The organism is Salinimicrobium sp. TH3 (assembly GCF_026676115.1).
Lineage (GTDB): Bacteria > Bacteroidota > Bacteroidia > Flavobacteriales > Flavobacteriaceae > Salinimicrobium.
Window position 1 is genome coordinate 15256 of the sequence record NZ_JAPONB010000012.1, and the last position, 22500, is coordinate 37755.

General features: G+C 42.0%; 24 protein-coding genes. 14 read left to right on the plus strand and 10 right to left on the minus strand.

Translation table 11 applies throughout. The features are described 5' to 3' along the window. Position 1: 1 nt before the first annotated feature. Genes OU683_RS15315 through mptB form a run of 8 tightly spaced genes read left to right on the plus strand, consistent with a single transcriptional unit; the run spans position 2 to position 8559 of the window. Complete coding sequence (locus OU683_RS15315) at positions 2-691, plus strand: TIGR04282 family arsenosugar biosynthesis glycosyltransferase (protein ID WP_268139861.1); 690 nt, start codon at positions 2-4, stop codon at positions 689-691. Then, positions 663-1196 carry a peptide-methionine (R)-S-oxide reductase MsrB gene (msrB, locus tag OU683_RS15320; RefSeq protein ID WP_268139863.1) on the plus strand — a complete coding sequence of 178 codons (534 nt, stop codon included), beginning with the start codon at positions 663-665 and terminating at the stop codon, positions 1194-1196. The genes OU683_RS15315 and msrB overlap by 29 nt, the downstream gene beginning before the upstream one ends. 10 nt (positions 1197-1206) lie before the next feature. Continuing rightward, complete coding sequence (locus OU683_RS15325; RefSeq protein ID WP_268139865.1) at positions 1207-2037, plus strand: purine-nucleoside phosphorylase; 831 nt, start codon at positions 1207-1209, stop codon at positions 2035-2037. After that, the gene (locus OU683_RS15330) at positions 2037-3335 is read left to right on the plus strand and encodes an NAD(P)/FAD-dependent oxidoreductase (RefSeq protein WP_268139867.1); all 1299 of its coding nucleotides are present in this window, start codon (positions 2037-2039) and stop codon (positions 3333-3335) included. Before OU683_RS15325 ends, OU683_RS15330 begins: the two co-directional genes overlap by 1 nt. A gap of 38 nt (positions 3336-3373) precedes the next feature. Further along, entirely contained in the window at positions 3374-4972 is a 1599-nt protein-coding gene (locus OU683_RS15335; RefSeq protein ID WP_268139869.1) for a 4Fe-4S binding protein, read from the plus strand. 31 nt (positions 4973-5003) lie between these two features. Further along, positions 5004-5693 (plus strand): glycosyltransferase family 2 protein, encoded by a 690-nt coding sequence (locus OU683_RS15340; RefSeq protein ID WP_268139871.1) that lies wholly within the window; start codon positions 5004-5006, stop codon positions 5691-5693. Next, positions 5693-7198: a cellulose synthase family protein gene (locus OU683_RS15345; RefSeq protein WP_268139873.1), complete on the plus strand. Its 1506-nt coding sequence runs from the start codon at positions 5693-5695 to the stop codon at positions 7196-7198. Before OU683_RS15340 ends, OU683_RS15345 begins: the two co-directional genes overlap by 1 nt. Beyond that, positions 7195-8559, plus strand: a complete 1365-nt coding sequence (mptB, locus tag OU683_RS15350; RefSeq protein ID WP_268139874.1) for a polyprenol phosphomannose-dependent alpha 1,6 mannosyltransferase MptB — start codon at positions 7195-7197, stop codon at positions 8557-8559. The genes OU683_RS15345 and mptB overlap by 4 nt, the downstream gene beginning before the upstream one ends. Before the next feature lie 204 nt (positions 8560-8763). On the opposite strand, the gene OU683_RS15355 is transcribed toward mptB, so the two are convergent. From OU683_RS15355 to OU683_RS15395, 9 genes are all read right to left on the minus strand, one after another. Continuing rightward, positions 8764-9735 (minus strand): deoxyhypusine synthase family protein, encoded by a 972-nt coding sequence (locus tag OU683_RS15355; RefSeq protein WP_228916313.1) that lies wholly within the window; start codon positions 9733-9735, stop codon positions 8764-8766. Beyond that, a complete protein-coding gene (gene speB / locus OU683_RS15360; RefSeq protein WP_268139877.1) occupies positions 9728-10603 on the minus strand; it encodes an agmatinase in 876 nt (291 codons plus the stop codon). The genes OU683_RS15355 and speB overlap by 8 nt, the downstream gene beginning before the upstream one ends. A 58-nt stretch (positions 10604-10661) precedes the next feature. After that, entirely contained in the window at positions 10662-12059 is a 1398-nt protein-coding gene (locus tag OU683_RS15365) for an arginine decarboxylase (protein ID WP_268139879.1), read from the minus strand. Between the two features lie 263 nt (positions 12060-12322). After that, positions 12323-13228, minus strand: coding sequence for a pseudouridine synthase (locus tag OU683_RS15370; protein ID WP_268139881.1), 906 nt, complete (start codon positions 13226-13228; stop codon positions 12323-12325). Positions 13229-13503: 275 nt separating this feature from the next. Then, a complete protein-coding gene (locus tag OU683_RS15375) occupies positions 13504-14409 on the minus strand; it encodes a geranylgeranylglycerol-phosphate geranylgeranyltransferase (protein ID WP_268139882.1) in 906 nt (301 codons plus the stop codon). A gap of 8 nt (positions 14410-14417) precedes the next feature. Next, entirely contained in the window at positions 14418-15356 is a 939-nt protein-coding gene (locus OU683_RS15380) for a mevalonate kinase family protein (protein ID WP_268139883.1), read from the minus strand. Next, positions 15353-15613 carry a DUF2442 domain-containing protein gene (locus tag OU683_RS15385; RefSeq protein WP_268139884.1) on the minus strand — a complete coding sequence of 87 codons (261 nt, stop codon included), beginning with the start codon at positions 15611-15613 and terminating at the stop codon, positions 15353-15355. Before OU683_RS15385 ends, OU683_RS15380 begins: the two co-directional genes overlap by 4 nt. Continuing rightward, the gene (locus tag OU683_RS15390) at positions 15600-15842 is read right to left on the minus strand and encodes a DUF4160 domain-containing protein (RefSeq protein WP_268139886.1); all 243 of its coding nucleotides are present in this window, start codon (positions 15840-15842) and stop codon (positions 15600-15602) included. Before OU683_RS15390 ends, OU683_RS15385 begins: the two co-directional genes overlap by 14 nt. A gap of 77 nt (positions 15843-15919) precedes the next feature. After that, positions 15920-17005, minus strand: a complete 1086-nt coding sequence (locus OU683_RS15395) for a diphosphomevalonate decarboxylase (protein WP_268139888.1) — start codon at positions 17003-17005, stop codon at positions 15920-15922. Positions 17006-17092: 87 nt separating this feature from the next. On the opposite strand from OU683_RS15395, the gene OU683_RS15400 reads away from it, so the two are divergent. After that, positions 17093-17908, plus strand: a complete 816-nt coding sequence (locus OU683_RS15400; protein WP_268139890.1) for an SDR family oxidoreductase — start codon at positions 17093-17095, stop codon at positions 17906-17908. Here the strand turns inward: OU683_RS15400 and OU683_RS15405 are convergent. Further along, positions 17889-19115 (minus strand): BaiN/RdsA family NAD(P)/FAD-dependent oxidoreductase, encoded by a 1227-nt coding sequence (locus tag OU683_RS15405; protein ID WP_268139892.1) that lies wholly within the window; start codon positions 19113-19115, stop codon positions 17889-17891. The two genes, OU683_RS15400 and OU683_RS15405, sit on opposite strands and share 20 nt — an antisense overlap. Positions 19116-19249: 134 nt before the next feature. Between OU683_RS15405 and OU683_RS15410 the strand changes: the two genes are divergently transcribed. The 5 genes from OU683_RS15410 (at position 19250) to OU683_RS15430 (ending at position 22343) form a co-directional block, all read left to right on the plus strand. Beyond that, the gene (locus OU683_RS15410; RefSeq protein WP_268139894.1) at positions 19250-20107 is read left to right on the plus strand and encodes an SDR family oxidoreductase; all 858 of its coding nucleotides are present in this window, start codon (positions 19250-19252) and stop codon (positions 20105-20107) included. After that, positions 20108-20374: a SemiSWEET family sugar transporter gene (locus OU683_RS15415; RefSeq protein ID WP_268139896.1), complete on the plus strand. Its 267-nt coding sequence runs from the start codon at positions 20108-20110 to the stop codon at positions 20372-20374. It abuts the gene before it with no gap. A gap of 105 nt (positions 20375-20479) precedes the next feature. Next, positions 20480-21163: a guanitoxin biosynthesis heme-dependent pre-guanitoxin N-hydroxylase GntA gene (gene gntA / locus OU683_RS15420; protein WP_268139898.1), complete on the plus strand. Its 684-nt coding sequence runs from the start codon at positions 20480-20482 to the stop codon at positions 21161-21163. A gap of 3 nt (positions 21164-21166) precedes the next feature. Then, positions 21167-21778: an FMN-binding negative transcriptional regulator gene (locus OU683_RS15425; protein WP_268139900.1), complete on the plus strand. Its 612-nt coding sequence runs from the start codon at positions 21167-21169 to the stop codon at positions 21776-21778. Continuing rightward, on the plus strand, positions 21762-22343 hold the full coding sequence (locus tag OU683_RS15430) for an urea carboxylase-associated family protein (protein WP_268139902.1): 582 nt from the start codon (positions 21762-21764) through the stop codon (positions 22341-22343). Before OU683_RS15425 ends, OU683_RS15430 begins: the two co-directional genes overlap by 17 nt. Positions 22344-22500: the final 157 nt, after the last annotated feature.

Sequence of the window (22500 nt, forward strand, 5' to 3'; positions counted from 1 at the left end):
TATGAGAAAAGAATCTTCCACAGGTGGGGAATTGCTCCTCATCTTTACCCGAAATCCTGAGTTAGGAAAAGTAAAGAAACGATTGGCTGCAGGCATAGGAAATATGGCAGCTTTGAAGATCTATAAACATCTATTGCAGCATACTGTTGAGATCACCAAAAACCTGCAGGTAGAAAAATGGGTATTTTATTCCGAAGAAATCCCGGACAAGGATATCTGGGAGAAAAAATACTTCAGTAAAAAACTGCAGCAGGGAAATGAACTGGGAGAGCGAATGGAGAATGCTTTCCGCAGCGGCTTTGAAGCCGGCTTCAGCAGTATCATCATAATTGGCAGCGATCTATACGACCTTTCAGAAGAAGATCTGAAAAAGGCATTTTTGGCACTTAAAGATTCTGAAGCTGTCATAGGGCCTGCCACAGATGGGGGATACTATTTATTAGGGATGAAATCCTTAACTTCACGGGTCTTTAAAAACAAGAACTGGGGCAGCAATCTGGTACTTGAAGCCACCCTAAAAGACCTCAAAGGATATAAAATAACACAGCTGGAGGCGCGGAATGATATTGACCGGCTTGAAGACATGAGGCCCCACCGGGAGCTAATGAAAATATTGAAAAAACAGAGGAATTATGAAGAAGATGCAATTTTTATTAATATTAATGATTACAGCTACTATTTTTGGCTGTAAGGAAGAGCAGAAGGAAATAAATGCTGGCTCTGTAATGACCCAGGCCGAAGAAGTAGCTGTTCAAACCCAAGAAGTGAATGATCCTGTCAAAGCAGATACCATTGAGGTAGGAAATGTCACAAGAACAAAAGAGGAATGGAAGGAAAAACTTAGTCCCGAGGAATATCACATTTTGAGGGAAGCAGGCACAGAACCAGCTTTTAGAAATCAGTTTTACGACAATAAAAAAGAGGGAATTTATTACTGTGGCGGTTGTAGTCTACCGCTGTACAGTTCGAACACCAAATTTGATTCTGGTACAGGTTGGCCCAGCTTTTATGCTCCTATAGATCCAAAACTTGTAAAGAGGAAAATGGACCGCCGTTACGGCATGGAGCGGGTAGAAGTTGTTTGCGCACAATGTGATTCCCATCTGGGACACATTTTTCCTTATGAAGGAGTACCTACAGAGGAGCGGCATTGCTTGAATTCATTGGCGCTCGATTTTAAACAAACAGATATTTAAAAAATAATCAATGCTTAAAGATTTAGAACACACTACAGAGTTTCTTGAGGCCAGGGGCTTTGACAAACCCGAAATTGGGATCATACTGGGCACCGGACTGGGAAAACTTATTGATGAACTGGAAGTTATTTCTGAAGTTAGTTACAATCACATCCCGGGTTTCCCTACAGCTACAGTAGAATTTCATAGAGGAAAGCTCATCTTTGGGAAACTTGATGACAAAAAAGTAGTGGTAATGCAGGGTCGCTTTCATATTTATGAAGGTTACTCCCTTTGGGACGTCACCTTTCCTGTTCGGGTGATGAAACGCCTTGGAATTAAAAAACTCCTCATCTCAAACGCTGCAGGTTCTCTTAATCCAGACTTCAAAAAAGGAGAGATCATGCTTATTGACGACCATATAAACTTACAGGGAGGATCCCCTTTAGCTTTTAGAGGAGTGGAACAATTGGGAACAAGGTTTACAGATATGAGTGCTCCCTACGATCAAGAAAGTGGTCGCATCCTGCAGGAGATCGCAAAAGAGAACGGTTTTCCGCTGCATAAAGGAGTCTATGTTTCGGTTGTTGGACCGCAGCTGGAAACACGGGCAGAATATAGATATTTGAGAACCATTGGTGGAGATGCAGTTGGGATGAGTACGGTGCCGGAAGTCATTGTTGCCAACCATTTAAAGATTCCTATTGCAGCAGTCTCTGTATTGACCGATGAAGGCAATCCCGATGATCTAAAACCAGTAAATATCCAGGATATCATTGAAACTGCCGGGAAGGCAGAGCCTCAAATGATCACCCTTTTTAGAGAACTTATTAAACGAATAGAGCTTAAACCGGCAGAATAATGTCATCAACAGAACATGTGGTCATCATTGGAAACGGCGTGGCCGGCATCACTGCCGCACGTCATATTCGCCGCATTTCCAATAAAAAGATCACGGTGATCTCTGCGGAAAGTGATTATTTCTTTTCCCGCACCGCCTTAATGTACGTGTACATGGGCCACATGAAATGGGAGCACCTCAAGCCTTACGAAGACTGGTTTTGGGAGGAGAATCGAATTGAGCTGAAGAAGGCTTATGTCGAAAAAATAGAACCCGCCTCAAAAATGCTCTTTTTGAAAGGTGAAGAGAAAATGTCTTATGACAAGCTCATCCTTGCGACCGGCTCTGTCCCAAGATTTCTGGGCTGGGATGGGCAAGAACTCAAAGGAGTACAGGGACTGGTCTCCAAGCAGGACCTGGAACTTTTAGAGGATAATACCCGAAATTGCAAAAGCGCGGTAATAGTTGGTGGAGGACTTATAGGTGTGGAACTGGCCGAAATGCTGCACACGCGAAATATTCCGGTGACCATGCTCATCAGGGAAAAAGCATCTTGGCAGAATGTTCTGCCGCTTCAAGATGCTGAATTCATTTCCCGGCATATCCAGAGCCAGGGAATTGTTTTAAAACATGAAACCGAACTAAAGAAGATCAATGGCACAAATGGAAGAGTAAGTTCTGTAAACACCTCTTCGGGAGAGGAGATCAATTGCAATCTTCTGGGTGTCTCGGTAGGTGTGAAGCCAAATATCACATTTTTGAAAGGAACAGAAATAGAAACCGATATGGGAATTCTGGTGAATCCCCATCTGCAAACGAACATTCCCGACGTGTACGCCATTGGAGACTGTGCGCAGCACCGGGAGCCACAAAACGGTAGAAAAGATATTGAAGCGGTATGGTATACTGCCCGAATGATGGGAGAAACTGTGGCGCAAACCATCTGTGGTCAAACTTTTAAATACAAACCCGGTCACTGGTTCAACAGCGCGAAGTTTTTCAATATCGAATTTCAGACCTATGGACTTGTGAATGCAGAACCCGGAGAAGATGAGAAGCATTTTCACTGGGAAAATAAGGAGGGTGAGAAGGCGATCACTATTGCCTTTGATCCTGCAACTTCTAAATTTCTTGGTATTAATACTTTTGGAATTAGAATGCGACATGAAGTATTTGACCGCTGGCTTACTCAACAACGGGACCTGGAGTTCATTTTAAGGAACTTTCGGGAAGCCAATTTTGACCCCGAATTCTACGATCGCCACGAGAAGGAGATTTTTAGTAGTTTTAAGGATCAATTAGCGAACTCCCAAACCTAACAGGTTTCGAAAACCTGTTAGGTTTTAAACCCCTTGCAATGTCCACACCTCAAAATAACATGTCTCTTTCGGGAGAAGCACCCGCAAAACTCTCCACTACTCAAAAGGTAGCCACGGGACTTGGCTGGACAGGACTTTTTATTCTTTTTCTTGCGCTGTTCAACCTGGAATTACCCTCAGCTTTTCTCTGGTCGGCTCTGGCACTCATTTCTGTGGGTGTGATCATATTTGCAAATGATCTTTACATGGGAAAATCGGCCGGAGTGAAAAACGACGGCATCTGGTTCAGGTCGATGACTGCCCGCGGCATCCTCGCCTGGGGCACGGGGATAGTACTCACCATGTTCTATATAGTTTTATACTGGTTTCCACAATACCTTGGGCATAATCCAGAAGGCTCGAACACCGGACTCATAGCACTTTTCGACCCGCTTAGCAGATTCATCAGCGGTCATGCAGCAAGTCAATGGTTTGTTTACGGAACTTTATATACCCTTGCCATTCTCGCTTTTGGCTACAAGTTCCTGCTAAAATACAGGCATAACAAATACGAAGTTTTGCGCACCTATTCGGTAATGTTCTTCCAGCTGGGTTTTGCATTTCTTATTCCCGAGATCCTCATGCGCCTTAATCAGCCGTATTTTAATCCGGTGAATATATGGCCGCTTAATTATGACCTTTTCGCGGGATATAAACTATCCGAATTCTTCTCCGCCGGAAATATAGGTTTGCTTATGCTCTTCTTCGGAATAGCCTCAATTTTTGTAATTACTCCTATTCTCACTTATTTCTACGGAAAAAGATGGTACTGCTCATGGGTTTGCGGCTGTGGCGGACTCGCTGAAACTGCCGGAGATCCTTACAGACATTTGTCTGACAAAAGCAGGGCTTCCTGGAAATTTGAGCGTTACATCATCCACACAGTTTTAGTATTGGTAGTGATTATGACAATTGCCGTGGTATACTCCTTTCTAAATGAAAATCCGGAGCAGTTCTGGCTAGACAAGAATGTTTTTCTTCTGGGATCGGCAGCTTTTCTGGTCCTGCTTTTTGGGCTTATCTGGATATTCAAAAGGCACAGGCTGGCAAGAGATGCCAAAAAAGGTGCAATTATCTCCCTAAGCATCGTTCTGGCAATTATCGCTGCATTTTACTTCAGCGGAATGACCTATGGATATTTGCTAAGACAGTGGTACGGATTTTTAATTGGCGCAGCTTTTTCTGGAGTCATAGGAGTGGGCTTTTATCCCATTTTTGGAAACCGGGTATGGTGCCGTTTTGGTTGCCCTATGGCAGCAGTGTTGGGAATGCAGCAGCGGTTATTCTCGAAATTCAGGATCACCACAAATGGGGGGCAATGTATCTCCTGCGGAAACTGTTCCACCTATTGCGAAATGGGTATTGATGTGCGGGCATATGCTCAAAAAGGGGAAAACATAGTTCGCTCCAGTTGTGTTGGTTGCGGAATATGTAGTGCCGTTTGCCCCCGTGGAGTACTAAAATTAGAAAATGGACCTTTGGATGGCAGGATCAACGGCGATGCCGTTTTGTTAGGAAATGATGTGGACCTCCTGGATTTAATTCAGCAACAGAAAAAAGTCACGCGGGATCCAAAAAGTTCTCACTTCAATTCCTGATTTTTCCCTTTGCTTTATTTTTCTTTGCGGAATGCCTGACATAAAAGTCATTATTCCCGCATATAACGAGGCCAATTCGATTGGTCATGTGATAAAGGATATTCCTGAAAATGTGGATGAGGTAATTGTGGTGAGCAATAATTCCACCGATGCCACGGAAGCTAATGCCAAAAAAGCAGGAGCCACCGTTTTACAGGAGTCTCGAAAAGGTTATGGCTACGCCTGCCTAAAAGGAATGGATTACATCTCCCAACTTCCTGAAAAGCCGGAAATTATCGTATTTTTAGATGGGGATTTCAGCGATTATCCTCAAGAACTGGAAAAGATCGTGGAACCAATCCTGCAGCGGGATGTAGACCTGGTCATTGGCGCCAGAGTAAAACGCTGGCGGGAAAAAGGCGCAATGACCTTCCCGCAGATCTTTGGGAACTGGCTTGCAACCAACCTGATGAAGTTGTTTTTCAACGCCCGGTTTACAGATCTTGGACCCTTCAGGGCCGTTAAGTATGAAAAGCTACTGGCGCTCAATATGGAAGATAAGACTTATGGCTGGACCGTGGAAATGCAGCTAAAGGCATTAAAAAAGAACTACAGCTATGAAGAAGTACCGGTACATTACCGTAACCGGATAGGAGTTTCCAAAGTTTCAGGTACCGTAAAAGGTGCATTCATGGCCGGAGTGAAGATCCTTACCTGGATCTTTAAATACAGTTTTAAATAATGGAGTTAGCAATATTGATCCTATTTTCTTTATTGATGTTGGCCGTATTTCTTTACAGTCTTTCCCTTCTGCACCTGCTTATTAATTTCCGAAAAAGCCGATTTCAAAAAGATACCTCCCAAAAATGGGATTTTTCAGATCCTTCTCAAATCCCTTTTGTAACCATACAGCTGCCGCTCTTCAATGATAAACCTGTTGTGGAAAGGCTGCTTCGGAATATTGCCGAAATAGATTACCCTCACGATAAACTGGAAGTGCAGGTACTCGATGATTCCACAGATGATTCTGTAACCCTCACCTCACAACTTGTTTCAGAATTAAAATCTGAAGGTTTTCCTATTCAGCACATCAGCCGAAGTCACCGCAAAGGCTTTAAGGCCGGTGCACTCAAAGCCGGACTGGAAATAGCAAAGGGAGAATTTATTGCTGTTTTTGACTCCGATTTTTTACCTCAACCTGATTGGCTTAAAAAGACCATTCCCTACTTTAAAAACAAGAACCTTGGCGTAGTGCAGACCCGCTGGGGACATCTTAATAAAAACTATTCCTTACTTACCAAACTGCAGGCATTCCTGCTCGATTATCACTTTATCCTGGAGCAAACCGGGCGCAACTTTGGTAAACATTTTATCAACTTCAACGGTACGGCAGGAGTCTGGCGCAAAAGCTGTATCCTGGACGCAGGAAATTGGGAAGGGGATACCCTCACCGAGGATCTTGACCTTAGTTACAGGGCGCAGTTAAAAGGCTGGGAATTTAAATACCTGAGAGAAGTTGAAACGCCGGCAGAACTACCAATCACCATTGCTGCTGCGCGTTCCCAACAGTTTAGGTGGAATAAAGGGGCGGCAGAAAACTTTCAGAAGAATTATAAAAAAGTTCTGACCAGTAAAAAAGTAAACTTTGGAACCCGCTTCCACAGCTTTTTCCATCTCCTGAACAGCAGCTTCTTTTTTGTGGTACTTTTAATGGGAATTCTAAGTATACCTGTGCTGTTTTTCCTGGACCACCCGGCCTACTCAAGTATTTTTACAGGAATGACCGTATTTATCTTAAGTCCTGTGATCTTCTTCATCACCTATTATGCAGCTTATAAAGAACTGCATCAAAAAGAGCGTTTTTCCTTTTTTAAATTTATCGGAATCTTTTTCACCTTCTTTTCAATTGCCATGGGGCTTTCCCTGCACAATAGTATCGCAATTCTGGAGGGACACTTTGGAAAGAAAAGTGAGTTTATAAGAACCCCCAAGTTCAACCTCGGCAGTAAGTCTGGTGCAGACTTAAAGTCCCCGGTGAAAATCAATTTTCAATTGCTCCTCGAAATCCTGTTAATGCTGCTTTTTGCCTTCGGAATTTTCTCTGCATTCAGGATCGGCACCTATAGTCTTCTGCCCTTTCACCTCATGATGTTCTTCGGATTTTCGTACGTTGTTCTGGCTTCTTTAAATATCGAAATTGGGAGACCTAACAGGTTTCCAAAACCTGTTAGGTCTATGGAAAAATGAAAAAGTTCCTGCTCCTCTACAAGATCCCCCTTCTCATATTCCTTAGCTGCTGCGCCTTTTATTTTGCCTTCGCGTACAACCTGGAGAGGACCGACTTTTTTAAACTTTTAACCCTCTACGGCGGACTCTTCTTTCTAAGCTGGAAGTTCTTCAAAATGCAGAGGTACAATTTGAAAATACTTTTAGCTGCAGCAGTTATTTTTAGGTTGCTGTTTCTGTTTGCCGTTCCCAATTTGTCTCAGGATTTCTACAGGTTCATTTGGGACGGTAGATTATTACTGGAAGGAATCAATCCCTATTTAATGACTCCTGCTGAATATTTCGCCGCCGGGAATTTACCATTTTTGGGAGCACAAGAACTTTATGATGGGATGGGCAGTCTTAGCGCTGGGAATCCAACTAATTATCCACCGCTCAACCAGCTTTTCTTTGCACTGGCTGCCTTTCTCGGCGGAAAAAGCATCCTTGGCAGTGTCATCTGGCTACGAGTCTTCATCATCGCTGCCGATATCGGGATCTTCTATTTAGGAAGAAAAATTCTGAGGAACCTCAACCTTCCTGAAAGCAATATCTTTCTGTATCTGCTTAATCCTCTTATCATCATCGAACTCACCGGAAATCTTCATTTTGAAGGGGTCATGCTGTTCTTTCTCCTGGCTGCACTCTATTTACTACAGTGTCAAAAATGGCTTTTTAGTGCCCTCTTCTTTTCCTGTTCTATTGCGGTGAAATTGATCCCGCTAATGTTTCTTCCACTCCTCTTCAGAAGGCTTGGCTGGAAAAGAGCTTTGGTATATTATGCAGCCACAGGTATAATCTTACTTCTCTTCTTCCTGCCGTTTCTTTCGGGTGTATTTGCAGAAAATTTCTTCAGCAGCATAAATCTCTGGTTTCAGAAGTTTGAGTTTAATGCGGGTTTTTATTACGTCATTAGATGGATAGGTTATGAGGTTGAAGGATATAATATTATTAGCTATGCCGGACCTACACTGGCGGGTGTGGTGTTTGTCTCGATCCTCATTATGGCCATTTTAGAACGGAATCACAAAATGCGAGGTTTACTCACCAGTATGATGTTTGGAATGTTCATTTATTTGTCACTGGCCACTACAGTACATCCCTGGTACCTGGCCACTCCGTTGGTACTGTCTGTTTTTACCCGATACAAATTTGTGCATGTTTGGAGCCTGATGGTGGTGCTGAGCTATTTTGCATATTCTCAGGCTGGTTTTCAGGAGAATTTGTGGCTGGTAGCTGTGGAGTATGTGGTTGTGATTGGAATGATGGGATATGAGCTATTTTTTCAACCATCAGACACAAAATACCAGGAAATAAAAAGTGGCATGGAAAATTCGATATAAGCAAAGAAAGAAAACTCCTTGACCTCTCGACTCCACTTCGACTACCGCTCAGTGCAGGCTGCTCGAGGAGACAACGAAAAAATTATCTGTGCATCCGTGGCTCAGAACTATTGATGAAGATCAGATTTGAAAAATTTTGGGGAATAAAAAAACTCCGAAAACATTGCTGCTTCCGGAGTTCTTTCTTTTTCTTTAATCTTGAGTCTACCAACCAAGCAGATAAGCAAACACAAGCGGTGCCACAATAGTAGCATCACTTTCTATTACGAACTTCGGAGTATCTTTATCCAATTTCCCCCAGGTAATCTTTTCATTAGGCACAGCACCCGAATAACTTCCGTAGCTGGTTGTAGAATCTGATATCTGGCAGAAATAGCTCCAGAAAGGAATATCATGCATTTCCATATCCTGATATAACATTGGTACAACACAAATAGGGAAATCACCGGCTATACCACCTCCAATTTGGAAGAATCCAACACCTTTATCAGTGTTTTTGGTATACCAATCGGCGATAAAGCCCATATATTCTATTCCTGATTTCATGGTGCTTGCCTTCAATTCACCTTTCATTACGTAAGAAGCGAAAATGTTCCCCATGGTGCTGTCTTCCCAGCCCGGAACCACCATTGGCAGGTTCTTTTCGGCTGCAGCATACATCCAGGAATCTTTTAGATCGATCTCATAGTATTCTTCCATCACTCCACTAAGCAACAGCTTATACATGTATTCATGCGGGAAATATCTCTCCCCTGCAGCTTCAGCATCTTTCCAGATCTTCACAATATGCTTCTGAATTCTTCGGAAAGCTTCTTCTTCAGGAATACAGGTATCTGTTACCCTGTTTAGACCACGCTCCAGCAGGTCCCACTCGTCCTGGGCAGTAAGGTCCCGATAGTGAGGCACACGTTCATAATGTGAATGTGCCACAAGGTTCATCACATCCTCTTCCAGGTTTGCACCTGTACAGGATATGAACTGCACCTTATCCTGACGGATCATTTCAGCAAAACTTTTTCCTATCTCGGCAGTACTCATCGCACCTGCCAGGGTAACAAGCATTTTGTTCCCCTTGTCAAGTTGATCCTGATATCCTTTTGCAGCATCTACAAGAGCCGCTGAGTTAAAATGTTTAAAATGTTTTTCTATAAATTCCGTAACCGGTCCTTTACTCATCGTCTTCGTCTTCGTTATGATTTAAATATTTGAATTTGTAGCTCAACATCTTATAGTAAAGTTTAGCCGCAAGAAAATCTGATGATCTTTCATTCTCGTTTGGATTAAGCTCTACGATGTCAAACCCTACCACGTTCTTCTTTTTGAACATTAGCTTTAAAAATTCCAGTGTCTCATACCAGAACATTCCGCCGGGCTCGGGAGTACCTGTAGATGGAAGGATCGAAGGATCGAAGGCATCAAGATCGATGGTAATAAAAACGTTCGGCGTCATTTGCCCAATAGCATCATCCATCCAGTCTTCATAAAGATCATGTGCCCAGTATACCTGATTCTCGTCCATATGATCCAATTCTGAAATATCCATAGAACGTATCCCTACCTGAAGGAGGTTGGTCTTCTTACTGGCTTCATGTACCGCACAGGCATGGTTGCAGGTTGAACCTTCATACTCGGGACGAAGGTCTGCATGTGCATCAATTTGAACAACGGTAAGATCTTCAAAGCTTTCATTAAAAGCACGAATAGTCCCTATAGAAACTGAATGCTCACCGCCAAAAATGGTAACAAATTTGTCCTGCTTGATATAGTTTTTTACGGTCTTATGAACCGCTTCCACCATTTTTTCCGGAGAAGAATCCTCGGTCACCGGTGGTGCGAGATAGACTCCTTTTTTATAGACTTCTGTACGGGTTTCGATATCAAAAAGCTCCATGTTTTCTGAAGCTTCGAGAAAAGCGTCGGGTCCTTTATCGGCTCCCTTACCCCAGGTACTTGTCCCATCATAGGGAACCGGGATCAAAACTACTTTTGCGTCATCTAAACGTGCATACTTGTCCGGAATGCCGGCGTAATTCTTTTTGTTCATTTTATTAGCGATTGGTGTGTTCTAATTGCTTCAACTATAGATTAAAAGTATAAAAATATTATTTCTCGTAACCGAGTATTTTTAGAAAGTCGTGAGGTTCCTGTTGCTCGCTGAATAAGGTAGTTTCAAGATTTCCGTTCTCATCTCTGTTAATTAAAATCTGTTTTGGCTGCGGAATCAAACAGTGCTGTAACCCTCCAAAACCACCAATGGTATCCTGATAAGCTCCAGTGTTAAAAAACCCTATGTACAGGGGCTTGTCCCGCTTGTATTTAGGCAAGTAAATGGCGTTGGTATTCTGCTCGGAGTTGTAATAGTCATCACTGTCACAAGTTAGACCGCCAAGTAATACCCGCTCATACTCGTCATTCCAACGGTTCACCGCCAGCATAACAAATTTCTTGCTAATCGCCCAGGTATCGGGCAGGGTGGTAATGAAAGATGAATTGATCATATTCCATTTCTCACGGTCATTCTGCTGTTTCTGATATAGAATTTCATAAATAGCACCCCCGCTTTCCCCTACAGTAAAGGACCCGAATTCTGTAAAAATGTTCGGCACATCCACTTCGGCTTCATCACAGGCGATTTTGATCTGGTTCACGATCTCCTCCACCATATATTTATAATCATATTCGAAATGAAGAGAGTTTTTCACTGGAAAACCACCACCAATATTAAGACTGTCAAGGGAAGGGCAAATCTTCTTTAAATTGATATATACCCGTAGACATTTCAACAATTCATTCCAGTAATAGGCAGTATCGCGAATTCCGGTATTAATGAAAAAGTGTAGCATCTTCAGCTCCACCTGCTCATTGTCCTTGATCTGTTTGTTAAAGAAAGGAACAATATTTTTATAACCTATCCCCAGCCGGGAGGTGTAAAATTCAAATTTCGGCTCCTCTTCAGAAGCAATTCTTATCCCAATCTTGTACTTCCCGTCGATAGCTTCGGAAAGCAAATCGATCTCTTCATAATTATCAATTATGGGAATACAATTCTTGTGACCCCCGTTAATAAGGTTAGCAATATTGGTAATATAGCCGTTCCTTTTAAAACCGTTACAAATGACATAAGTGTCATTGGTGATCTTTCCTTTCTTCTTAAGGTTCTCAACAATATTTATATCTACTGAAGCTGATGTTTCAATATGAATATCATTCTTCAAAGCTTCATTAAGAACATGCTGAAAATGCGAGCTTTTTGTGCAATAGCAATAATTGTAACTGCCCTTATAATCATGCTTTCTTAAAGCTTCGGCAAACCAATCTTTTGCTCTGTTAATATTTTGCGAGATCTTAGGCAGGTAGGTAAACTTTAAAGGCGCACCATACTCTTTTACAAGTTCCATAAGATCAATACCATGAAATTGCAGTTCGCCACTTTCAACAGTAAATTCTTCCTGGGGGAAATAATATGTCTGGTCGATTAAATCGCTGTACTTCGTATTCAATTTTTACGTAATAATGTTTAAAGTTAAAAAGTAGAAATTATAAGCCAATGCTGAAAAAATAAGGTGATAAAAGTTTGTTAAGGCCAAAACAGCCAGGGAGGGAAAATACTATAAACCAACCGGGTAGCGCCCGTGGTGTTTCTTTCATCATATTTGCTAAGCTAAAGCAAATGTATCAAAAAGCCGGAAAGTTGAAGGATTTTTTTCATATCTCCTTTTAAAACTTTCCGGCCTTAATTTTTATACTTTATTCCAAAGGGAAATTAAATATTCGAAAGGTTGATCACCTCCTGTTTACTTAACACTCTCCAGTGCCCACGCGTGAGATCTTTTTTAGTAAGGCCTCCATAAACCACGCGATCAAGTTTCACAATTTCGTATCCAAGGCTTTTAAAAATCCTCTGAACAATGTGGGGTTTGGTACTTTTTATCTCAAGACCTATCTCCCTCTTTGGTTTGTTCTCTACATAACTCACCTCGGTAACTTTAGCAGTACCGTCTTCCAGCTTAACACCTTCCTTTATCTTTTGTAGATCATCATAGGCAAGATCTTTATCCAGTTCTATGTGGTAGATCTGTCTAATTCCGTTTTTAGGATTGGCAAGATTCTTTGCCATAGTTCCATCATTGGTAAACAGCAGTAAACCCGTCGATTGTGTCTCAAGTTTACCAACTGGATCAAGTTTTGATTTTGAAGCCCCGGCGATAAGGTCCATAACGGTTCTATTCTTGTTATCAAGACTTCCTGTCACGAAAAACCCTTTTGGCTTGTTGAGAAGGATATATTCCGGTTTCTCGGGATAGATACGCCTGCCGTCAAATTTCACTTCGTCCTTTAGTTGCACCTTATGGCCCATTTCTGTAACCACCTGCCCGTTCACTGTCACGCTTCCTGCGGCTATATAGATATCGGCATCTCTCCTGGAGCACACGCCGGAGTTTGCTACAAATTTATTTAGTCTTATTCCTTCACTCTTAGCCGCACCCTGCTTCTTTTTTACAGGAGCATTGCCACGGGAAATATTTTTAGGATCCTTTTCATCTCGGCTTACCGGAGCATTTCCGCGGGAATGGGATTTGGAACGGCCAGCACCGCTCTGTCTTCCGCTACTCGTTTTGTTGGAAGAGCGGTCTCCCCTGCTTCCAGATGACCTGTCATTTCTGCTCATATTAAATAATTTTGTACAAAGATACTAGTTTGTTTAACAATACGATTGCAAGCACCAAATTCCAACTTCCAAAATGGTAAATTAGAGATTAGTGATTAGGAATATTTTTTTATTCTATTGAAAATCTGCGAAGACCAGCGTCATCTGCGAAAAAGTATTTCAATGATCAATAAACAATGAGCAAAATTTCTTTGCATTCTTAGCGGGTCTCGGGGATTTCTATTTTAACAATCATTAAAGTCTTTACTCTTGACTCTAATTTCCTGGTTCTAATTTTAAAACACTCTGCTAAGCAATGCGTCCACATCAATTAGCAGAATGCTGAAAACCCCCGCCACGATGATGAATTTCAACAGGTTGTGTAACAATACGTACTGCCATTTTGCTTTGCTAAAATAGAGCACCAGCAGGAAAATTACCTGCACAACCAGGGCTCCGTAAAAAAAATAGTACATCTTCCCGATCTCAAAATGAAAAATAAGTAAATAAACCGGGATCATAGATAAAAAAGTAAGTGCCGTAATTAAGCTCTTGCTGGCATTCTCGCCATATACAATAGGAATAGTCCTGTAGCCCTGCGCTATGTCGCCCTTCATATTCTCAAGGTCCTTTACAGGTTCGCGCATGAGGATGATAAGGTATAAAAAGGCTGCGTGTACCAGGATCACGGTATCAAAATTCTTGTAATACAGGAAAACCGCAAAGAATGGGGTAATAGTAATTACAGAGGCCACCAAATTATTGAAAAAAAGTATTTTTTTGAGACGGTGGGAATAAAACCAGATCACAAAAATATATATAGCAAAGAAAGATACCGCCCTAAAAGAGAGGTAGCTGGCAAAAAATATACCGGCAAGGTTAAGAATAAAATATACAGAAAGCTTGGTACGCTGACTTACAAACCTGTCGAGCATCGTCTTTTGCGGCCGATTGATCAGGTCTTTCTCACTGTCGTAAAAATTATTGATGATATATCCTGCAGCCACAATAGAAGCCGTAGCCAGCACCATAAAAAATAAATTGGGATCAAAGAGCACCTGCCCCATGGGATGATCGGGTGCCAGAATGAATATAGAAGTGAGATACTGGGCAATGACAAGCACCAGGATATTGTAGCCCCTAATGACCGAAATAAAGCTGAGAATCTTGAGCAGAAGCCGCTTTTTGGAAATAGAAGCCATGGATCGCTTTAGAAGTTGTAGACTACTTCCAGGCGGTAATCCTTTAATGCTTTTCTGGCTTTTTCAATATCTTCTGTAAACCCTAAAATGTAACCACCACCACCAGAGCCACAAAGCTTAAGGTAATAGTCGTTGGTTTCAATCCCGTTCTTCCAGAGTTTGTGGAATTGAGCAGGGATCATAGGTTTAAAGTTATCAAGCACAACATGAGACAACTTCTTCATATTCCCAAAAAGGGATTTTACATCACCTTTTAAGAAATCATCGACACAGGCATCGGTATGTTTTACGAACTGATCTTTCAGCATTTTCCTAAAAGGTTCCTGCTTCATGTTCTCCATGAAGATGTTCACCATAGGAGCAGTCTCTCCAACAGATCCACTGTCAAGAAGGAAAACCGCGCCTTTCCCGTTCTGGGTTTGTGACGGAATTCCGGCAGGTTCGATATTGTCTTTTGAGTTGATAAGAATTGGAATGCTTAAGTAAGAGTTCAAAGGATCAAGTCCCGAGGATTTCCCGTGGAAAAAAGACTCCATTTCTCCAAAGACCTTTTTCAATTTTAAAAGCTTCTCTCTGGTAAGGTTTTCCAGAACAGTGATCTTTTCAATAGCATACTCATCGTATATCGCAGCCACTAAAGCGCCACTACTCCCCACTCCATACCCCTGCGGAATACTGGAATCGAAATACATACCTTTTTCAATATCTGTCTTAAGTTCTTTCAAATTGAACTGGACAAGCTCCGGCATTTTCTCCTGCAGCTCCTCAAGATAATCTACAAATCTTTTGAGGCTTTGATTTGATTTTTGTGCTTCTTCAGATGGATTTTCATCAACCTTTAAAGCCCCATTATAGAAATTATAGGGAATAGATAAACCTTTGGAATCTTTGATGATCCCATATTCTCCGAAGAGTAAGATTTTTGAGTAAAATAAAGGTCCTTTCATAGTGACTGGGTATTATTTTTCTGGTCATGAGTTAACATTCCGTAGGCAGAAAGATCCTCATCTACCTTATTCCAATGCACCCCATAACCACCGGGAGAAATTGAAAAATCCAACAGTTCTTCTTTAGACGCTTTGTATAATCTCGGATACCACTCTAAAGGAGCGCCAATCTCACGACCATCTTCTAAAGAAAAGAAAACTTTCTCATCCCTGAAGAATACATCCTTAATTTTTATGTCAGTCTTAACTGTTTTCATTTCCTTGATACTCATCCCATTTTCTGAGAAAGTAAAATCTTTTTTGTTTTACAATTTCCAAAGCAGCATTAATATCCTGTTTTTTGAAATTATAAATGTAACTCACCTTTAACGATTCAAGATCAATTTTTAATTCTCCACCTTTCCCCTCAACATGAATGTGTTTAGGCAAATGTTCATTAGAGTAAAAAAAGAACCTGAAGCCTTTTTCAAGGTGTATTGTTGGCATTAAACTTCTCTTTGCGTGACAAAGATACACATTTAGCTGAAATGTAATCTATTACAGCATATGACAGAAGTCAAATTTCAGGCCATTTTTTTTGCTCCACTGCCCACTTTGTCATTGATATACTGGCTGTTCTGGCAGTACTGCTTAAGCTCGTTTTCTATAAATTCCAGGGTTTGCTCTGCCTCGTTATCCGGATAGAGCAAATGAACATTCGCACCTGCATCAAGAGTAAAACACGCGTGCAGACCGGTTTCTTCCCTAAACCTGAAAATTTTGTTGATGATTGCCAGCGTATTAGGCTTCATCAGGAGAAAATACGGCTGACTCGTCATCATCATCGCATGCAATGTTAATGCTTCACTTTCCACAACTTTTATAAATTCCTCGAGGTCGCCACTGCGAAAGATCTTTTTGAGCTTATCCAAATTGTCATGTGCCTGGCGAAACCGGGTTTCGGCGTAAGGGTGGTCATTCATTAGATCATGGCCAACAGTACTGCTCACCTGTTTCTCTCCCTTATCCACCAGCAAGATCGTGTCGCGGTAATTCTTGAAATTTTCGTGAACCTCATCTCTAAAAGGCACACCGTACAGGTCACTGCTTTGATAAATGCTATTGTGCATTCCCCAAACAACAAGCTCCCCTTCAATACTGCGGCAGGCACTGCCCGAGCCCAGCCTTGCCAAAAATGAGCTTTTTCGGGTGAAATATTCCTCATCCATTTCAGGATCCAACTGCTTTTCCAAACTCATAAAACAAAGCGCCAATGCGCTCATTCCGCTAGCCGAAGAGGCGATCCCGCTACTATGAGGAAAAGAGTTTGAAGTTTCAATAGTAAAACTATAATCCTTCAAAAAAGGCAAATAAGGTTCCACCCTTTCCAGGAACTTCTGAATTTTAGGCCTAAAAGATTCTTTTTTCTCCCCTTCAAAAACCAATTCAAAATCAAAATTGGAAGCAGTTCTTTGTTTCTTCTGAAACTTCAACGTTGTTGTTGTCCGGCAATGATCCAGGGTAAAACTGATGGAAGGATTCGCCGGAATTTGATTTTCCAGTTTCCCCCAATATTTTACAAGAGCGATATTGCTTGGACTTTCCCACGTCACTTCCCCTTGCTGTAAGGAAGACTTGTATGGCTTCGGAATGAAATCTTTTTTGGTCATGCTTGCAGTTTACGCAAAGATAGATTTTCCTGAAAAAGCTAAAGCCGTTAAAAAATGCTATTTTAGAGAGGCGATAAAAATAAAACTATGAGCAAGACCATATTGATCACCGGTGCCTCCAGCGGAATTGGCAGGGCAACAGCAAAGCTTTTTGCTGAAAAAGGCTGGAATGTTGCAGCAACCATGCGTTCTCCCGAAGAAGAAAAGGAGCTTAAGGAGCTTCCAAACCTTAGGCTTTACACGCTGGATGTCACTAAAAAAGAGCATTTGAAAAAAATACTTCCTGAAGTGGAAAAAGATTTCTCATCCATCGATGTGCTATTTAACAATGCGGGCTACGGTGCCGTAGGTGCTTTTGAAAAATCTTCGGAGGAACAGGTTTTGCATCAGTTTCAGGTTAATGTCTTTGGAGTTATGGATCTCACCCGGGAATTTATTCCCTACTTCAAAAAAAGAGGGGAAGGCATGATCATCAATACCTCCTCTGTGGTAGGCCGGTTCACCATTCCGCTTTACAGTTTGTACTGTTCCAGCAAATGGGCATTGGAAGGTTTTACCGAAGCATTGCAATTCGAACTAAAGCAGTTCAACATCAAGGTTAAAATGATAGAACCCGCCGCTATTAAAACCGATTTCCATGGCAGGTCTCTCAAAGTTTTTGAAAATGATGCCGTCAAAGGTTACAATAAAATGGAGAAAAATATTCTAAGTGGAATGAGGAAAAGAAATGAAAAAGCACCCGGACCCGAAGTAGTTGCAAAAACAGTTTTTAAAGCCGCTACAGATGGATCTCAGAAATTAAGATATCCTACCGGAAAAGGCGCCGGGGCGGTACTCTTTGCCCGGAAGATCCTTCCCACCTCCTGGTTCAATAAATTGGTTTTTAAGCAACAGAGTCGGTAGTCATAGCCTTTGCAGCAAGAAATCCGCCGGTCCAGGCATTCTGGAAGTTGAAGCCGCCGGTAATGGCATCTATATTCAAAACTTCACCTGCCAAAAAAAGGTTTTTACAGACCTTGCTTTCAAAGGTTTTAAAATTCACCTCCTTAAGTTCCACTCCGCCGGCGGTGACAAATTCTTCTTTAAAGGTGCTTTTCCCGTGCACCTGAAATGTACCACAGCCAAGCTGGTTCGTTAATTCCTCCAGCTGCTGCTTATTGAGATCGGCCCAGCGAACCTCAGCCCCAATTCCTGAAGCATTGACCAAACTTTGCCACAGTCGTTTTGGTAAACCGAATTGCGCATAATTCTGCGGATGCTGCTTTGCATTCTCTTTTTTGAGGCGTTGCAGTTCTTCAGAAATTTCTTCAGGAGAAAATTCGGGCAGCCAGTTGACTTCGATCTCAAAATTCTTTCTATCACTAAGCTCCCTGGCACCCCAGGCAGAAAGTTTGAGAATAGCAGGGCCGCTCATGCCCCAATGGGTGATCAACAGCGGTCCTGAAGTTTCAAGTTTTTCTCTTTTTACTCGAACCACGGCATCTGTCGCCACTCCGGGGAGATCTTTAATTCGGGCATCTGTGATCTTGAAGGTAAATAAAGAAGGTACTCCGGGCACAACCGTATGACCAAGATCCTTCAGCATTTCCCACATTTTTGGATTGCTTCCTGTGGCTACAAGAACTTTTTCTGCAGTAAAATTTTCCTGTAAAGTCGTGACTTCCCATCGTCCATCCTTCTGCTTAAGGCCCTGCACCGCCCTTTTTGTAAGCACTTCAATATTTAACCTTTTTGACTCCTCTAGAAAAAGATCTATGATGGTTTCTGAAGAATTGGATTCAGGGAACATCCTGCCGTCTTCTTCGATCTTTAGCGGAACTCCTCTTTTCTCAAACCATTCTATGGTATCTCCCGTCATAAAGCTGTGGAAAGGTCCACGTAATTCTTTTTCTCCCCGGGGATAATTGCGTGTGAGCTCCTTCGGAAGAAATTCGGCGTGGGTGACATTACAGCGGCCACCGCCCGAGATGCGGACCTTCGTAAGCAGCTCCTTTCCCCTTTCCAGGATACAAATGCGGGCTTCAGGCGCCATTTCGGCAGCATTTATTGCAGTGAAAAATCCGGCAGCACCGCCACCAATAATTATTATGTCGTAAGAAAGAGGTTCCAAAATGTCATTTTTCAGCCTCAAAGGTAGAGATTTCTGCAAGACGTTATTCTTTGTTAAAGACAGCGCTAAATCTTTCTTAAACCTTCCGCAGCCTTGAGAGCGCTTCTATAACTTTAAATTTCAAAAGTTGAATTATGAGCAAACCAAAAGACCTTCCGAAGCAGGAGCAGAAAAAACAACCCGGGAAACAGCAAAAAATGCAGCCCGAGCCCGAGGTGATCAGGAAAGATTACAAGGGCAGTGATAAATTAAAGGGAAAAGTGGCTCTTATCACCGGAGGCGATAGCGGAATTGGCCAAAGCGTTGCCGTGCATTTTGCCAAAGAAGGTGCAAAAGTGGCCATAGTCTATCTTTCTGAAGACAAGGATGCTGAAGAAACTGTAAAAATGATTGAGGAAGCAAGGTCTGAAGCTCTGGCCTTAAAAGGCGATCTCAAAGAAGAAGCTTTTTGTAAGGAAGTGGTAAAGAAAACCGTTGAAAAATTCGGCGGACTCAATATTCTTGTAAACAATGCAGCCATGCAATTCCCACAGGAGAACCCTGAGCATGTCTCTTCAAACCAGGTGAAAAAAACTTTTGAAACTAATATCTATCCTTATTTCTTTACCGTAACAGAGGCTTTAAAACACCTTTCAAATGGGGATTGTATAATCAACACCACTTCGGTAACTGCTTACAGGGGCAGTGAACACCTGCTGGATTATTCCAGTACCAAAGGAGCAATAACGGCTTATACCCGCTCCCTTTCCAAAATGCTGGCAGAAAAGAACATTCGGGTGAATGGGGTGGCACCGGGCCCTATCTGGACTCCGCTCATCCCGGCTAGTTTCGATGCAGAACACGTAAAAGAATTCGGGAAAAAAGTCCCAATGGGAAGAGCAGGACAACCCAGTGAAGTGGGGCCCGCTTATGTCTTTTTAGCCAGCAAGGACGGCAGTTACATCACAGGGCAGGTGATCCATGTTAATGGTGGCGAAGTTGTGGGAGCTTAAATGTTAGGCTGGACAGAAATATTAGGTCTCACCGCCGGCGTTTTTACGACAGCCGCAGTTACCCCGCAGATCTGGAAGGCCTGGAAGACGAAAGAGGTGGATGATGTTTCTCCCGGAATGTTCTTTGTACTCATAACAGGACTGGCTCTTTGGGTGGCTTATGGGATCATTACCAAAGACATACCCATTATTGCTACAAATGGGGTTGCATTCACACTTAATAGTTTTATGCTCTTTCTCATTTACCGCTATCGGGAGAAAAACTAACTCATATCATATTAAGCTGTTAATCTTACTTAAAATTCAATTAAGAGATTCTTAAACCTGCTGATAAAAAGCACTTGAGGCTTTATTTTTACACAAATCCTATTTATGTCACGTGTACAAGCCCCAGAAGTTGAGAGTAATTCATCTTCTTCCAAAACAAAATTCGAAGATTTTATCATCGCTAAGGACCATCCATGTTTAATGGCCCAGACGGTCTTTAGTATGGATAAGGTTGACTTTCATGAATATGATAACTTCGGAAGCAGGGAAACTGCAAAAGCAATTCTGGCAGACCTAAAAAAGTACATCGCGGCTTATGACTTTGAGAGCAATGAATTTCTAACCTTTCTGGTGGGCTTTAAAGGAAAGCAGGATTATACTGAAGAGGAATTTGAAAAAACCCTGTGGGAACAATTACAACATTTGCATGAGGTAGACGATACCGAATGGGATGAAGCAGTAAGCGCCGATCCCGAAAATAAAAATTTCAGCTTTAGCCTGGGCGGAAAAGCTTTTTACATTGTTGGTTTACATCCAAACAGTTCCCGCAAAGCCAGGCAGGCACCTTATCCTGCTATTGCTTTTAATCTACACTGGCAATTTGAGAAATTAAGAGAAATGAATACGTATCATACCGTTAGGGATAAGATACGGGAAAGAGATACTGCCTTGCAGGGTGACATTAATCCCATGCTCGAAGATTTTGGAGAAAACAGTGAGGCAAGACAGTATAGCGGCCAAAAAGTTGGAGAAGAATGGAAATGTCCTTTTCTTCACGGAAAGAAATAATATATGTTTCGGCAAAAGAAATATCTTAAACAAGATCCCCAATACATTTTTGATTTTATCCAGCAACATCCATTCGCAACTTTTGTTCTGAATGGAGAAGACCTATTGGCCACACATATTCCGGTCCTGCTGAAAGGTACTCCGGAAAAATTCCTTTTGTACGGTCATATTGCCGAAGCCAATGAGCAGTACAAATTTCTAAAAGACGGTCTGGAGGCCCTTCTTATCTTTCACGGAGCACAAGGTTACGTATCCTCCTCCTGGTATAAGGATATTGATATAAGCACATGGGATTATTCAGCCGTACACGTGAACGTAAAGCTGAAGTTACAGACTACCGAAGAGCTGGAGGAAAGCCTGGAAAATCTTATAAAGAGATTCGAGAACGACAAACATGATCCAATCTATTATAAAGATCTTCCAAGGGAAATGATAGAGGATCATCTACCGCTCATTACTGGTTTTTGGTGTGAACCGGTAAAGGTGCAGGCTATCGCGAAATTGCACCAGGGATTCGACAAAGAAGATGTAAAGTCGGTATGCACTCATTTGGAAAAGAGGCAGGATATCGCATTAAGTAAAAATCTTAAAAAAGAACATGGTACAGATCATTAAAAAACAAACCGGCGCAGCCTTCAAGCTTCAAAAAGGGCAAAAATTAAAGGTGATCGATCCACATGGTGAGCAGGTAAGTGATATGGTTTTGTTTAATGCCCAGGATCCCCGGGAAAAGATCTCTTCGGGGAAAACTTTGGATTTTGAGGAAAGTATTTTGATCACAAAAGGCGACTGGTTGTGGAGTAACCGAAGCCATAAAATGATGAAGATCCTGGAGGACACCAATGGTCGCAATGACTTTCTACTGGCCCCGTGCAGCCCCGAGACTTTTAAGATCATGTACAACAATCCGGACTATCATCCAAGTTGCTTTGAAAATCTCTACACGAATCTCGCTCCCTTCGGGATAGAACCCGATGATGTACCCACAGCGTTCAATATATTTATGAATGTGCAATTTGATGAGAAGGGAAAATTAAGTGTGGATCCACCCCTAAGTAAAGCCGGAGATTTTGTTCTCTTTGAAGCCGAAATGGATCTGATAGTTGCCCTCACCGCCTGCTCTGCCGAGGACAGCAACAACGGCAGCTTCAAGCCAATTCACTTCGAAATCCTGGATTAATCTTTAAGAAAAAAATAAACCGGAGCTTTCTCCGGTTTATTTTGCAAATTATTTCGCACGACTCTTTTTAAATGAGCGAAAACAAATAGATCATATAAAAGGCCGCCACTAATCCAAATACAAAGACAGCAAAAACAACCGCTTTATTAATTTTAAA